This window comes from Streptomyces clavuligerus (genome assembly GCF_005519465.1).
GTDB classification, from domain to species: Bacteria; Actinomycetota; Actinomycetes; order Streptomycetales; family Streptomycetaceae; genus Streptomyces; species Streptomyces clavuligerus.
Genome location: NZ_CP027858.1, coordinates 5,307,700 through 5,321,519 on the forward strand (window position 1 = coordinate 5,307,700; position 13,820 = coordinate 5,321,519).

Annotated in this window: 12 protein-coding genes; 9 read left to right on the forward strand and 3 right to left on the reverse strand. The window is 72.2% G+C overall.

Features of this window, described 5'->3' with window-relative positions; all coding sequences use genetic code 11:
• Positions 1-136: 136 nt before the first annotated feature.
• The 3 genes from CRV15_RS22355 (at position 137) to pgfA (ending at position 3,218) form a co-directional block, all read left to right on the forward strand.
• A complete protein-coding gene (locus CRV15_RS22355) occupies positions 137-1,909 on the forward strand; it encodes a lytic transglycosylase domain-containing protein (RefSeq protein ID WP_003956635.1) in 1,773 nt (590 codons plus the stop codon).
• 154 nt (positions 1,910-2,063) lie between these two features.
• The gene (locus tag CRV15_RS22360; RefSeq protein WP_003956636.1) at positions 2,064-2,201 is read left to right on the forward strand and encodes an SPW_0924 family protein; all 138 of its coding nucleotides are present in this window, start codon (positions 2,064-2,066) and stop codon (positions 2,199-2,201) included.
• Between the two features lie 9 nt (positions 2,202-2,210).
• Positions 2,211-3,218, forward strand: coding sequence for a cell envelope lipid trafficking protein PgfA (gene pgfA / locus CRV15_RS22365; RefSeq protein WP_065757181.1), 1,008 nt, complete (start codon positions 2,211-2,213; stop codon positions 3,216-3,218).
• 103 nt (positions 3,219-3,321) lie between these two features.
• On the opposite strand, the gene hrpB is transcribed toward pgfA, so the two are convergent.
• Both hrpB and CRV15_RS22375 read right to left on the reverse strand, forming a co-directional pair.
• On the reverse strand, positions 3,322-5,883 hold the full coding sequence (hrpB, locus tag CRV15_RS22370) for an ATP-dependent helicase HrpB (RefSeq protein ID WP_003960099.1): 2,562 nt from the start codon (positions 5,881-5,883) through the stop codon (positions 3,322-3,324).
• A 135-nt stretch (positions 5,884-6,018) separates the two neighbouring features.
• A complete protein-coding gene (locus CRV15_RS22375; RefSeq protein ID WP_003956641.1) occupies positions 6,019-6,870 on the reverse strand; it encodes a class I SAM-dependent methyltransferase in 852 nt (283 codons plus the stop codon).
• Between the two features lie 381 nt (positions 6,871-7,251).
• Between CRV15_RS22375 and rpsA the strand changes: the two genes are divergently transcribed.
• The 4 genes from rpsA (at position 7,252) to CRV15_RS22395 (ending at position 11,110) form a co-directional block, all read left to right on the forward strand.
• Positions 7,252-8,742 (forward strand): 30S ribosomal protein S1, encoded by a 1,491-nt coding sequence (gene rpsA, locus CRV15_RS22380; RefSeq protein ID WP_003956642.1) that lies wholly within the window; start codon positions 7,252-7,254, stop codon positions 8,740-8,742.
• A 327-nt stretch (positions 8,743-9,069) separates the two neighbouring features.
• Positions 9,070-10,008: a PAC2 family protein gene (locus CRV15_RS22385; RefSeq protein ID WP_003956643.1), complete on the forward strand. Its 939-nt coding sequence runs from the start codon at positions 9,070-9,072 to the stop codon at positions 10,006-10,008.
• A gap of 55 nt (positions 10,009-10,063) precedes the next feature.
• A complete protein-coding gene (gene coaE / locus CRV15_RS22390) occupies positions 10,064-10,663 on the forward strand; it encodes a dephospho-CoA kinase (RefSeq protein ID WP_003956644.1) in 600 nt (199 codons plus the stop codon).
• A gap of 69 nt (positions 10,664-10,732) precedes the next feature.
• Positions 10,733-11,110, forward strand: coding sequence for a DUF3592 domain-containing protein (locus tag CRV15_RS22395; protein ID WP_003956645.1), 378 nt, complete (start codon positions 10,733-10,735; stop codon positions 11,108-11,110).
• 60 nt (positions 11,111-11,170) lie between these two features.
• On the opposite strand, the gene CRV15_RS22400 is transcribed toward CRV15_RS22395, so the two are convergent.
• A complete protein-coding gene (locus CRV15_RS22400; RefSeq protein WP_003956646.1) occupies positions 11,171-11,473 on the reverse strand; it encodes a DUF6343 family protein in 303 nt (100 codons plus the stop codon).
• Positions 11,474-11,580: 107 nt separating this feature from the next.
• On the opposite strand from CRV15_RS22400, the gene CRV15_RS22405 reads away from it, so the two are divergent.
• Both CRV15_RS22405 and CRV15_RS22410 read left to right on the forward strand, forming a co-directional pair.
• Positions 11,581-12,507: an acyltransferase domain-containing protein gene (locus CRV15_RS22405; protein ID WP_009995815.1), complete on the forward strand. Its 927-nt coding sequence runs from the start codon at positions 11,581-11,583 to the stop codon at positions 12,505-12,507.
• Positions 12,508-12,612: 105 nt separating this feature from the next.
• On the forward strand, positions 12,613-13,677 hold the full coding sequence (locus CRV15_RS22410; protein ID WP_003960093.1) for a slipin family protein: 1,065 nt from the start codon (positions 12,613-12,615) through the stop codon (positions 13,675-13,677).
• The last annotated feature ends 143 nt before the right edge of the window (positions 13,678-13,820 follow it).

Consider the following 13,820-nt stretch of genomic DNA (forward strand, 5'->3'; position numbering starts at 1 on the left):
GCCCAGGTGACGAACTGGTGAAAAGCAGCCAGGGCACGGTATGCCGACGCCGGTGGTTGACGTAGGGTCGCCGGGGATGTCTCCGTTATCGCACAGGGGAGCGCGGGCAGCCGCTTTCGGGGAGGGAAACAGACGTATGGCAGCGGAATTCGGTCGACGGCTGCGCAGGGGAGCGACGACCACCGCCGTGGCCGCCGCCGCCGTGGCGGCTCTCTCCGCCTCGCAGGCACCCGGCGTCACGCACACGACCCTCGGCGGCGGTGAGGGCAGCCCCGGACAGGGCGCCGCCGACACGGACCCCGGCAACGACTCGCCGGTCACCGGCAACTCGCCCTACTACACGGACCTTCCGCCCCTGGTCACCCCGGACAAGCCCGGGACCTCCGTCGACCTCCCGGCCGAGGAGCAGGGCAGCACCACGCCCACCGAGGCGGGCATCCCGGCGACCGTTCTCGCCGCCTACAAGAACGCCGAGAAGACCATCTCGGCCTCGGACCCCGGCTGCCATGTGCCCTGGCAACTGCTGGCCGCGATCGGCAAGGTGGAGTCCGGGCAGGCCCGTGGCGGCCAGGTCGACGCCCAGGGCACCACCCGTACGCCCATCCTCGGCCCGGTGCTCAACGGCGTCGGCTTCGCCAATATCTCCGACACCGACAACGGCGCCTACGACGGCGACACGACCTACGACCGTGCCGTCGGGCCCATGCAGTTCATCCCCTCCACCTGGGCCACCTGGGGACAGGACGCCAACGCCGACGGGCGCAAGGACCCCAACAACATCCATGACGCCGCCCTCGCGGCGGGCCGTTACCTCTGCGCGGGCGACCGGGACCTGCGCGATCAGGTCGACCTCGACGAGGCGATCCTCGGCTACAACCAGTCCCGCGTCTATCTGCGGACCGTGCTCTCCTGGTTCGAGTACTACAAGAAGGGCACCCACTCCGTCCCGGACGGAACGGGCCCGCTGCCCGGAGCCGGCGCCCCCGACAGCCCCGGCAGCGGCTTCTCGGGCGGCTCCACCCCGAAGCCCAAGCCGCCGAAGAAGCCCCCCGTCGACACCGATCTGCCCAAGCCCGGCGACAAGGACAAGCCCGGCAACCGGCCGCCCGCGAAGCCACCGACCCCGCCGAAGCCCAAGCCGCCCACGAAGCCGCCGGTGTCCCCCGTCTCCCGCATCGAGAACGTGGGCGCCGCCACCGTGACCGCCATGGCGGGCCGCGAGTTCACCACGAAGGTCGCCGTCCGCGTCGAGAACGCCCAGGGTCGCGGGGTCGCCGAGCAGGCGGTGCGCTTCCAGATCGTCGGAGCCACGGACACCCGCTTCCCCGGCGGCCGGACGAGCGCCGTCCTCACCACCGCCGCCGACGGCCGGGTCGTCGCCCCGGTGCTCACGGCGGGGGAGAAGACCGGGTCGTTCATCGTCCGTGCCACCGTGGTCGGCCATCCGGCGCCCGGTGTCGAGGTCGCCGCCAAGGTGACCCCGCGCGCCGCCGACCTCCTGGAGTGGGTGGGCGACACGCCCCTGACAGCGCCCGTCGACTCCGAGTTCACGGAGCCCGTGGAGATCCGGGCCACCCACCGCGGCACTGTCGCCTCCGGCGTCGCCGTCACCGTCAGCCTCTTCACGGCCGGCCCGGACGTGGTACCGGCCGTCACCGGTCCCTACTTCAAGGACGTCGACGGCAAGCCGCTGCGGACGCTCGCCCTCGTCACCGACGCCAAGGGCGCCCTGGTGCTGCCGAAGATCTACACCGACGGCGAGATCGGCACCTTTGACCTCCGAATCACCGCCACCACCGGTGGGGGGACCGTCTCCGTGCCCCTCACGGTGACCGAGGAGATCACCACCATCCCCGTCCTCCCCACCCTCCCCGGCATCTCCCCGAGCCCGTCGCCGTCCGCGCGCTGACCCCGCACCCGGCCACCACTCCCGGACCGCCCCGCAGCCCCTCGGCAGCGGGGCGGTCCGCTCTGTTCTCATCTCACGGTCCGATTGCTACGGTGCCCTGTCCCTGACGCGCCATCAGACCCTTTGGGATCTCCACAGCCCCGGGAGGCCGATCATGCGCCCCCTCGCCGCCGCCGCCCTCGGGCTGGCCGCCGCCGTCGCCCTCGTCCTCACCGCCACCGCCATCGGCCCGCCCCAGGACGGCACCTCTCCCGAACCGCTGCTGACCACCGTCCCGGGCCCCAAGAAGTAGGGAGGGCCCATGCGCCGCCGCGCCGGACTCGTACTCCTCGCCCTCGCCGCCTTCTGCGCCGCACTCGCCCCGCTGCTGCGCTGGTACGCCTTCCCCCGCCTCGCCAAGGTCCCGCCCGGCCAGTACCAGGAGGTCGTGATGGAGGCGAGGCCCGCCACCCTCCTCGACTACGGCACCCTCCGCGCCCGGCAGGTCGAGAAGGTCACCATCGTCCAGACCCTGAAGGGCAATGTGGAGGAGTCCGAACGCATCGAACGCGGTACCGGCCGCGACGTCGTCGTCTGGGACACCCTCGCCCATGTCCAGGGCCCCGACGGCGCGATGATCTCGCAGATCCCCGAACGCTATGTCTTCGACGCCCACACCCAGGACCCCGTCCACGCCCCCGGTGAGATGGTCGACGGCACCCCCGTCTGCCGCGAGGGCCTCGCCTTCAAATGGCCCTTCCTCACCGAGAAACGCGACTACCGCTACTTCGACGCCCAGACCCGGACCGCCGCCCCCATCCACTACCGGGGCACCCGCACCTTCCGGGGCCTGGAGGTCTACTACTTCGAACAGACGATCCCCTGGACCAAGGTCCCCTACCCCCGCACGATGCCCATCCCCGGGGTGCGGGCGGCCACCCTGGAACAGCAGACCGGCACCACCCGCTGGTACACCACCCGCCGTATGTTCTGGGTGGAACCCGTCACCGGCGCCCCCGTCAACGGCGAGGAGATCCACCGCGAAGAACTGCGCGGCGGCACCCTGCTGGGCGGACGCGACCGGGTCACCGTCTTCGCCGGCCATGTGAAGATGCGCCCCGACTACCTCGACCACACCGTCGACCTGGTCACCTCCCAACGGCTGCTGGTCCTGCTGCTCACTTCGTACGGTCCGTGGGGGGCGCTGGGGGCGGGCGGGGGGCTGCTGGTGCTCGCGCTCTTCCTGGAAGCCTGGGCCCGCCCCTCCCCCCTCCCCCTCCCCGCCCCCGCTCCCCCCACCCCTGCCGACCACCACCCCTCATCCGCCTGACCGCGCCACCGCGAGCCCCGCCGCGCCCGTGGGCAGGGGCCCTGCGGTCCCTGCCCACGGGCAGGGCGTCCCGGCGGTGCGCCGGGGCGGACCCGGCGCCGGGTCAGGAATCCCCCGACGCACCCCGCGCCGCCTGGCGGGCCTTGGTGTGGCGGGTGGGCTCGGCGGCCGACGGGTCCTTCGGCCACGGGTGCTTCGGATAGCGCCCCCGCAGCTCCGCCCGCACCGAGTGGTACCCCTCCGCCCAGAACGACGCCAGATCGGCGGTGACCGCCACCGGCCGACGGGCGGGGGAGAGCAGATGCACCTGCACGGGCACCCCCGCCACCTCCGGGGTCTCCCGCAGTCCGAACATCTCCTGGAGCTTCACCGCCAGCACTGGCCGCTCCCCGCCGTACTCCACCCGTATGCGGGAGCCGCTGGGGACCTCGATCCGCTCCGGTGCCAGCTCGTCCAGCCGGGCCGCCTCCCCGCCCGCCCACGGCAGCAGCCGCCGCAGGGCCTCCAGCACCGGGACACGTTCCAGATCGGCCCGTCGGCGGGCCCGCGACAGCTCGGGTTCGAGCCAGTCGTCCACGCGCCCGAGCAGTCCTTCGTCCGAGACGTCCGGCCAGGGCGCCCCCAGCTCCCGGTGGAGGAAGGCCAGCCGTTCCCGCAGTCCCCGCGCCTCCGCCGGCCAGCGCAGCAGCCCCGGCCCCTCGGTGCGCAGCCCCGCCAGCAGCGCCGCCCGTACCGCTCCGGGGTCGGGGTCCTTCAGCGCACGGGCGGACAGTTCCACCGCGCCCAGCCGCCGCACCTCCCGCGCGACCACGTCCCCGTCCTCCCAGCGGACCTCCTCACCCGCCCGGCCGAGATGGGCCGCCGCCGTGCTCGCCGTCCCCTCGTCCACCACGGCGGCGAGCCGCACCCGCGCCGAGGCCGACGCCGCCGGACGGTCCGCGACCGCGATCGCGAGCCAGCGGGCCCCGCGCAGCCCGGACCCCGCCGCCACCTCGGCCCCGGTTCCGGAGACCATGAGGAACGCACCCTCCCCACGGGCGCGGGCCACCCGTTCCGGGAAGGCGAGAGCGGTGACGAGCCCGGCCACCGCGTCGTCCCCGCGCCCGCCGGACGGGCCGCGCGGGGCGGTTCCGCCGCCCGGGCCCGGGAGCGCCGCGGTCAGCCGTCGGGTCTCCGCCCGCCAGCGGGCCGCGTAGGCGTCGCCGCCGCGCCGTGCCCGGCGCCACGCCTCCACGAGATCGTCGCCGTACTCCCGCGGCGGTTCCTCGCCGATCAGTGCCACGACCTCGGCGGCCCGGTCCGCGCCCGCCTCGGGTGCCGCGTCGATCAGTGCCCGGGCCAGCCGGGGGTGGACCCCCATGCGGGACATCCGTATGCCCCGCTCGGTGGCCCGGCCCTCCTCGTCCACCGCGCCGATCGCGGTCAGCACCGACCGTGCCGCCGCCATCGCTCCCGGGGGCGGGGCGTCCGGCAGCGCGAGCCCGGCCGCCGAGGGGTCGCCCCAGCAGGCCGCCCGCAGGGCGAACGAGGCCAGGTCCGCGATCCTGATCTCGGGGGAGGGGAACGGCTGCCGCCGGACGTCGTCCCCCGCCGACCAGCAGCGGTACACCGTGCCCCGGGCCTCGCGCCCCGCCCGGCCGAGGCGCTGGACCGCCGCCGCGGCCGACACCGGGACCGTGGCCAGCGACCCGAGCCCCCGGGCGTGGTCGACCCGGGGCTCCCGGGTCAGCCCCGAGTCCACGACGACACGCACCCCGGGCACGGTCAGGCTGGACTCGGCGACCGAGGTCGCGAGCACCACCCGCCGCCGGCCCTCCCCGCCGCGCAGCACCGCCTCCTGCACGGCCGCCGCAGCCCGCCCGTGGAGTTGCAGCACCTCGGCGTCCACACCGTCGAGCAGCCCGGCCGTCCGCGCGATCTCCCCGGTGCCCGGCAGAAAACACAGCACGTCCCCCTCGTGGCGGTCGAGGGCCTGCCGCACCGTCGCCGCCACATGCCGCAGCAGCCCGGGATCCACCCAGGTGCCGTGCGCGGGCCGGAGTCCGGGCGGCGGCGGTGCGTGGACGGCGTCCGCGCCGTGCCCCTCGCCCCGGCCCACGACCACCGGCGCCGGGTCCGCGCCGTCCTCCAGGGATGTCAGCAGCCGGGCCCAGGTCCCGGTGTCCCCGGTCGCCGAGGCGGCGATCAGCCGGAGGTCCGGCCGGAGCGTCGCCCGTACGTCCAGGAGGAAGGCCATCGCGGTGTCCGCGTCCAGATGGCGTTCGTGGCACTCGTCGAGCAGCACCACGTCTATCCCGGGCAGCTCGGGGTCGCGCTGGAGACGCTGGAGAAGAACCCCGGTGGTCACCACTTCCACCCGGGTCGCCGGGCTCGCGCGGCGCTCGCCCCGGACGGTGTAGCCGACCGCCCCGCCCACCTCCTCGCCCAGCAGCCACGCCATCCGGCGGGCCGCCGCCCGGACGGCCATCCGCCGGGGCTCGGCCACCAGGACCCGTGCGGCGGGGCGCCCACCGATCAGACCGGCCAGGGCCAGCGGGACCAGCGTGGTCTTGCCGGTGCCGGGCGGCGCGGAGAGCACCGCCGTCCCCCGCCCGTCGAGCGCGGTGAACAGCTCGGGCAGGGCGTCACGGACCGGGAGCCGGTCGAGTGCGTCGGTTCGGATCATGCGTTCAGTCTGGTACGTCCGGCCGGGGCCTGCGCCGCCCTGTCCACAGTCACGGTCTGATCATCGGCTTGTATGACAAATGATCGGGGCTGTGGACAGTCCGCGGGCACCCCGGCCCCTACGCCCCCACACCCTCTACGCGGCCGACGATTCCTTCACACAGACGAAGATCGCCGTGCCGGGGATCAGATTCCCCCGCAGCGGGGACCAGCCGCCCCACTCCTGACCGTTCCACGCCGGCCACTCCGGCTCGACCAGGTCCACCAGCCGGAAGCCGCCCGCGACCACGTCCCGCACCCGGTCGCCCAGGGTCCGGTGGTGCTCCACATAGACCGCGCGCCCCCGCTCGTCCTGCTCCACATAAGGAGTGCGGTCGAAATAGGAACCCGACACGCTCAGCCCCTCGGGGCCCGGCTCGTCGGGGAAGGCCCAGCGCAGCGGATGGGTGACCGAGAAGACCCAGCGCCCGCCCGGCCGCAGCACCCGGTGCACCTCGGAGAAGACCCGCACCGGGTCCGCCACGAACGGCACCGCGCCGTACGCGGAACAGGCGAGGTCGAAGGAGCCGTCCCGGAACGGCAGCGCCGTGGCGTCGGACTCCACCAGCGGAAGGCCGCCCCCGATCCGCAGCGCGTGCTGGAGCTGCCGGTGGGAGAGGTCCAGCGCCACCGGGCGCGCCCCCTGCGCGGCCAGCCAGCGCGAACACTGTGCGGCGCCCGCGCCGATCTCCAGGACGTCCAGTCCCTTCAGCGACCCGGCCGGGCCCAGCAGCTCCGCGTCGGCCTCGTCCAGCCCCTCGGGCCCCCAGACGAAGCGGTCGTCCCCCAGGAAGGACCCGTGCTCCCGCTGGTAGTCGTCGGCGTTCCGGTCCCACCAGCCCCGGCTGGCCCGGCTGCTCTCCGTGTCTCCCGCGTGACGGCGGGTCGCCTCCGGCTCGGCGTCGGCGGCTTCCGGAGTGTCTGCGGCATCCTTGATGTATTGGCTCATCTTCACCGTCGTTGTCGTGTGCGCGTCGGCCGAATCGGTGCGGTCAGAGGCTCAGAAGGCCCTCCGCGCCCATGGGTTGCGCCGGATATGGAACGATCCGCCCCGGGTGTGCGTCTTCGCGCATTGACCGTCTCCGGCTGCCCCCGTATGCTACAAGTTGCGCTGCGGGCCTGCGCGCCTCAGACGGAGCAGGTCGCGCTCGCATCTGTATGTATGTCCCCTCGGTTCACGAGGCGCTTTTTGGCGGGATTGCTTCCGGTTCACCGGAGGTATCGGCCAGGTAGTGCCTCCAAGGCTGTCCGGCTTCTTGCAGCTGCGATTACGGGCTCACGGCGTAGCAGTACCTACGACTTCAATGTCCGTACCGGAGCCCTTTCCCACATGACGAGCAGCACCGAGACCACCGCCACTCCGCAGGTAGCGGTCAACGACATCGGTAACGAGGAAGCCTTCCTCGCCGCGATCGACGAGACGATCAAGTACTTCAACGACGGCGACATCGTCGACGGCGTCATCGTGAAGGTCGACCGGGACGAGGTCCTGCTCGACATCGGTTACAAGACCGAAGGTGTCATTCCGAGCCGCGAGCTCTCGATCAAGCACGACGTCGACCCGAACGAGGTCGTCAAGGTCGGCGACGAGATCGAGGCCCTGGTTCTCCAGAAGGAGGACAAGGAAGGCCGCCTGATCCTCTCGAAGAAGCGCGCCCAGTACGAGCGTGCCTGGGGCACCATCGAGAAGATCAAGGAAGAGGACGGCATCGTCACCGGTACCGTCATCGAGGTCGTCAAGGGCGGCCTCATCCTCGACATCGGCCTGCGGGGCTTCCTGCCCGCGTCCCTCGTCGAGATGCGCCGTGTCCGCGACCTCCAGCCCTACGTGGGCAAGGAGCTCGAGGCCAAGATCATCGAGCTGGACAAGAACCGCAACAACGTGGTCCTGTCCCGCCGTGCCTGGCTGGAGCAGACCCAGTCCGAGGTCCGCCAGACCTTCCTCACGACCCTCCAGAAGGGTCAGGTCCGCTCCGGCGTCGTGTCCTCGATCGTCAACTTCGGTGCCTTCGTGGACCTGGGTGGCGTCGACGGTCTGGTCCACGTCTCCGAGCTGTCCTGGAAGCACATCGACCACCCGTCCGAGGTTGTCGAGGTCGGCCAGGAGGTCACCGTCGAGGTTCTCGACGTCGACATGGACCGCGAGCGTGTCTCCCTGTCGCTGAAGGCGACCCAGGAAGACCCGTGGCAGCAGTTCGCCCGGACCCACCAGATCGGCCAGGTCGTCCCCGGCAAGGTCACCAAGCTGGTTCCGTTCGGTGCGTTCGTCCGCGTGGACGAGGGCATCGAGGGTCTGGTCCACATCTCCGAGCTGGCCGAGCGCCACGTGGAGATCCCGGAGCAGGTCGTCCAGGTCAACGACGAGATCTTCGTCAAGGTCATCGACATCGACCTGGAGCGTCGCCGCATCAGCCTCTCGCTGAAGCAGGCCAACGAGTCCTTCGGCGCCGACCCGGCCTCGGTCGAGTTCGACCCGACCCTCTACGGCATGGCCGCGTCCTACGACGACCAGGGCAACTACATCTACCCCGAGGGCTTCGACCCCGAGACCAACGACTGGCTCGAGGGCTACGAGACCCAGCGCGAGGCGTGGGAGACCCAGTACGCCGAGGCGCAGCAGCGCTTCGAGCAGCACCAGGCCCAGGTCATCAAGTCCCGCGAGGCCGACGAGGCCGCCGCTGCCGAGGGTGACGCCGCCGCTCCGGCCGCCGCGCCCGCCAGCGGTTCCTACTCCTCGGAGTCGGACGACAACTCCGGCGCCCTGGCGTCGGACGAGGCGCTCGCCGCGCTCCGTGAGAAGCTCGCCGGCGGCCAGAGCTGACGCTCGAAGCCACCAGCGGCTGACGGACAGCCGACGATGAGGCCCGCTCCCCTCCGGGGGAGCGGGCCTCATCCTTTCTCCGGGGCTTCTCCCGGCGGGCTTCGGTCCGCTGCGCCACACTTCCGGGGACACAGGCACAACGGGAACGGGGTCACGCCCCGCCGTACTCGTCCCCGCCCATCGCGGCTCGTCTCCTCCCCGCCCGTCATCACGCGGTGAACGGGGGAGCCCAACCGTTCCAGGGGCGTTCCGTGTGCGCCGACGGGGAATGCCCGTCCGCTACCGCGCGTTGTCACGTGGTGAACACGAGGAGGAACGGTAATCGTGCTGGATGATCCGCAGGGATTGTACGAATGGGAGCCGAAGGGACTCGCGGTCGTCGATATGGCGCTCGCGCAGGAATCCGCCGGCCTGGTCATGCTGTACCACTTCGACGGATACATCGACGCGGGAGAGACCGGGGAGCAGATCGTCCGCGGTCTCCTGGAGACCCTCCCTCACCAGGTGGTCGCCCGCTTCGACCACGACAGGCTGGTGGACTACCGCGCCCGCCGCCCGCTGCTGACCTTCCGCCGTGACCGCTGGACGGCGTACGAGACCCCGGGGATCGAGGTGCGGCTGGTCCAGGACGCGACCGGCGCGCCCTTCCTGCTGCTCTCCGGGCCCGAACCGGACGTGGAGTGGGAGCGGTTCACCGCCGCCGTCAGCCAGATCGTGGAGCGCCTGGGGGTGCGCCTCTCGGTCAACTTCCACGGCATCCCCATGGGTGTCCCGCACACCCGCCCCGTCGGGCTCACCCCGCACGGCAACCGCACCGACCTCACCCCCGGGCACCGCAGCCCCTTCGACGAGGCCCAGGTGCCGGGAAGCGCGGAGTCCCTGGTCGAGTACCGGCTGATGGAAGCGGGTCATGACGTCCTGGGCGTCGCGGCCCATGTGCCGCACTATGTCGCCCGCTCCGCCTACCCGGACGCGGCGCTGACCGCGCTGGAGGCCATCACCGGCGCCACCGGTCTGGTGCTCCCCGGCGTCGCGCACGCGCTGCGCACCGAGGCCCACCGGACGCAGAACGAGATCGAGCGCCAGATCGGCGAGGGCGACGCCGAACTGGTCGCGCTGGTCCAGGGACTTGAGCACCAGTACGACGCGGTGGCGGGGGCCGAAACCCGGGGCAATCTCGTCGCCGAACCGGCCGACCTTCCCTCCGCCGATGAGATCGGCCGCGAGTTCGAGCGCTTTCTCGCCGAGCGGGAGGGGGAGTCCTGAGACCGCGGGGGAGGCTCCGGGACGGTGCGCCGGAGGCGGGAGCTAGGCTGCGCCCATGGTGTCCGTAGGTCTGACCGGTGGAATCGGTGCCGGTAAGAGTGAAGTCTCCCGGTTGCTGGAGTCGTACGGCGCGGTCGTGATCGACGCCGACAAGATCGCCCGAGAGGTCGTGGAGCCCGGTACCCCCGGGCTCGCGGCCGTTGTGGAGAGTTTCGGAGCCGGGGTGCTCACCCCGGAGGGCGTTCTCGACCGGGCGCGCCTCGGCTCGATCGTCTTCGCCGACCCCGAGCGGCTGGCGGCGCTCAACGCGATCGTGCATCCGCTGGTCGGGGAGCGCTCCCGGGAACTGGAGCGGTCGGCGGCGGCGGACGCGGTCGTGGTGCACGACGTCCCTCTGCTCACCGAGAACGGTCTGGCGCCCCGTTACGACCTGGTCATCGTGGTCGACGCCGCACCGGAGACCCAGCTTGAGCGGCTGGTCGAACTGCGGGGGATGGACGAGTCCGAAGCGCGGGCGCGGATGGCGGCGCAGGCCACCCGGGAGCAGCGGCGCGCCATCGCCGATGTGGTCATCGACAACGACGGTTCACGGGAACAGCTGGCGGCCCAGGTCGAGTCGGTGTGGGCGGAGCTGGCCCGCCGGGCGGCCGGATAGCCCCGCAGCGGCGTCAGGCTTCCGTCAAGCCGCCGTCGCGCCCTCCCGGTCGGCACTAGCATCGCGGCGGTGCAGATCGTTTTCGCCGCTTTCGCCGCGCTGGCCGGAGTGGTCGCCGTGCTCGCGGGCGCCTATGGCCTGCACCGCACCCGCCACATCACCCGTTCGGGGCGGTATGCGATCGCTCTGGTCAAACCACCACCGCCGGGAGCGGAACGTCCGGTTCTGATGTACGAGACCCATGACGGCCGGATCGTCGAGACGGTCTCTCCCGTATCCCTGCCGTCCGGGAGCAGTGTCCGGCTCCGGTACGATCCCGCTGATCCCCGGGAGGTGGTCGTCGACGGCCGGGAGCGCACCGCGACCGACCGGGGTTTCATGATCGTGGGCTGTGTCCTGGTGGTGGCCGCGCTGGCGCTCGCGGTGGTCGGCGGCCGGGAAGGCTAGGCCACAGAGCCGCAGGAAGCCTGGGCCACAGAGCTGTGGCCGGAAAGCCGGACCGGAGAGCTAGGGTGGCGGCGCACCGGATTCCGGGGGGCGCGGTGGCAGCGGCCGGTCGTGGACCGGCTCGTACGGCGGGATATCACGGCCCGGCTGGAAGTGCGGACCCTGGCGGAGATGGCGGACGACGATCACCAGGTCCACCAGCACGACCAGCAACAACGCCCCGCAGAGCGCCGCCCACCCCGGATGGTCCGCGAGTGCGAAGAGGGCTGTGCCCGCGCTCGTCCAGAGCACACCCCATACACTCAGCCAGAACCGCATCCGCAGGGCACTGCGCGCGGTGACGGGCTCACTCCCGGTGCGCATGGTCTCGCCTCCTCTTCCAGGATGCCTCCCCGGGGGCGGTCGGGCGGCCGCCCGGGCGGCCCGTGCCATGGACGACGGGCACCGGCGCGGCCCGAAGGGGGACTCGGATGACCAGTACGGACCTCAGCCCGCCGGAGGGCGACGAGCTCGCGGACGCGCTGCTCGACCTGGCCGTGCCCCATGAGGACATCGGCGCACTCCTCGCTCTGCGCCCACGGATGACGGACGATCCGGAACTTCGCGATCCGTTGATGGAGGCGGCCGGGCGGATGGTGGAGGCCATCGGACGGGTCGACGGCCGCTGGGAGCCGGAACCCCGGCTGGAGGCCCACGGCCCCGGCACCCCGGTCGCCCGCTCCTTCGTCGTCTTCGTCCTGCTCGCGGTCCTTCCCCACATCCGCGCGTACCACCGGGAGCGCGGCGTCCCCGACCAGGTGTCCCGCCGTACGCTGGCCGATCTCGGCCGGCAGATGGCACTGCACCGCCGCCGCCACGGCACGGGGGGAGTGGCCCATCCGGGGTGGCTCGCACTGCACTTCCGGGGCGAGCTGTTCCATCTGGGGCGGCTCCAGTTCCAGCGCGGCCGTCTCGACCGGCTCACCGGGGAGGGGCTGCGGGCGCTGGGGGAGCCCTACGGACCCGGCGATCCCACCCTGGATCTGCACATACCCGACTTCCTCGGACCGCTCGCCCCGGACGCCTGCGACCGGGCGCTCACCGCCGCCGGGACCTTCTTCGACCGTTGTTTCCCCGACGAGCCCTATCCGATCGCGACCTGTCACTCCTGGCTGCTCGACCCGCAGTTCGCCGACCGGCTGCCCAAGACGTCGAACATCCTCCGCTTCCAGGAACGGTTCGACATCCACGGGACCTGGGACAGGCCGGCGGACAGCTCCGTCATCGGCTTTGTCTTCGGCGACCCCGATCTGCCGCCGGACGCCCTGCCGCGCCGCACCGCGCTGGAGCGGGCCATCGGTGACCATCTGCGGTCGGGCGGGCACTGGTACGTCGGCCACGGCTGGTTCCGCCGCTGACGGCTGACCACTGAATCCCCAGAATCTGCCGGAATCTGGTCGTACCTCCTGTCTCGGGCATACCGTGGAAGAGAGTCACCAGCTCGGACAGAAGGGGGTGCCCTGATGCTCGAAGGGCTGGTAGTGGCAGCCATCGCCGTGGTGGCCGGTTTCCTTGCGTACGCCATGGCAGCCGCCAGGGTCGTCAAACAGTACGAACGGGGTGTCGTCTTCCGCCTCGGGCGGCTGCACGGCGGGCTCCGGAATCCGGGATTCACCATGATCGTTCCGGTGCTCGACCGGATTCGCAAGGTCAATATGCAGATCGTGACGATGCCCGTGCCCGCCCAGGAGGGCATCACCCGGGACAATGTCACCGTACGGGTCGACGCCGTCGTCTACTTCCGCGTGGTCGAACCGGCCGAAGCGATCATCGCGGTCGAGGACTACCGTTTCGCGGTCTCCCAGATGGCGCAGACCTCGCTGCGCTCCATCATCGGCAAGAGCGATCTGGACGATCTGCTCTCCAACCGGGAGAAGCTCAACCAGGGGCTGGAACTCATGATCGACAGCCCGGCCATGGGTTGGGGTGTGCAGATCGACCGGGTGGAGATCAAGGATGTCTCCCTGCCGGAGACCATGAAACGGTCCATGGCCCGGCAGGCGGAGGCCGACCGGGAGCGCCGGGCCCGGGTGATCAACGCGGACGCGGAACTCCAGGCGTCCAAGAAGCTCGCCGAGGCGGCCGGTGCGATGTCGAAGGAACCGGCGGCCCTCCAGTTGCGGCTGTTGCAGACCGTCGTCGCCGTCGCCGCCGAGAAGAACTCCACCCTGGTGCTGCCCTTCCCGGTGGAGCTGCTGCGTTTCCTGGAACGGGCGCAGCCGCCGGGACAGGGCCCACCGCCGGGGCCGGGTGCCGTCGGCGCGCTCCCGGGGCACGTCCCCGCCGAGTCTCCCGAGGACACCGGTACCACCCCCGGGAGCGCCGGGACCCGCGGCCCCGTATCGGCATCCGGGGCCGGGACGGACGCGGAAGCCGAAACAGACGCGGAGGGGCAGAAGGAACCGAGAACGGAACCGGGCGCGGAGGCGGGGACCGACACCGCCCCGGAGCCGGAGCCGCCGCCGGACCCCGTGGCCGCCGACCTCGCCAACCCGGGGCGGACCCGGCGGATCTCCCCGTCGGCCTGAGCCGCCACGGGGCGCCCTCCGCCGCTCCTGCGACGCCGTGTCTCCCGGCCCCTCCTCCGTGGGGTCGAAGGGCGGTCCCACGGCCCTGAGCAGGGGAGACGCCAGGCACGGGCCGCGTTGTCAGACCCCCGCCGTATCGTCGT

What these genes read in the sequence shown, in the direction of transcription:
- CRV15_RS22355 (WP_003956635.1), top strand. Translation starts at nt 137, where the DNA reads ATGGCAGCGGAATTCGGTCGACGGCTGCGCAGGGGAGCGACGACCACC.
- CRV15_RS22360 (WP_003956636.1), top strand. Translation starts at nt 2,064, where the DNA reads ATGCGCCCCCTCGCCGCCGCCGCCCTCGGGCTGGCCGCCGCCGTCGCC.
- pgfA (WP_065757181.1), top strand. Translation starts at nt 2,211, where the DNA reads ATGCGCCGCCGCGCCGGACTCGTACTCCTCGCCCTCGCCGCCTTCTGC.
- hrpB (WP_003960099.1), bottom strand. Translation starts at nt 5,883, where the DNA reads ATGATCCGAACCGACGCACTCGACCGGCTCCCGGTCCGTGACGCCCTG.
- CRV15_RS22375 (WP_003956641.1), bottom strand. Translation starts at nt 6,870, where the DNA reads ATGAGCCAATACATCAAGGATGCCGCAGACACTCCGGAAGCCGCCGAC.
- rpsA (WP_003956642.1), top strand. Translation starts at nt 7,252, where the DNA reads ATGACGAGCAGCACCGAGACCACCGCCACTCCGCAGGTAGCGGTCAAC.
- coaE (WP_003956644.1), top strand. Translation starts at nt 10,064, where the DNA reads ATGGTGTCCGTAGGTCTGACCGGTGGAATCGGTGCCGGTAAGAGTGAA.
- CRV15_RS22400 (WP_003956646.1), bottom strand. Translation starts at nt 11,473, where the DNA reads ATGCGCACCGGGAGTGAGCCCGTCACCGCGCGCAGTGCCCTGCGGATG.
- CRV15_RS22405 (WP_009995815.1), top strand. Translation starts at nt 11,581, where the DNA reads ATGACCAGTACGGACCTCAGCCCGCCGGAGGGCGACGAGCTCGCGGAC.
- CRV15_RS22410 (WP_003960093.1), top strand. Translation starts at nt 12,613, where the DNA reads ATGCTCGAAGGGCTGGTAGTGGCAGCCATCGCCGTGGTGGCCGGTTTC.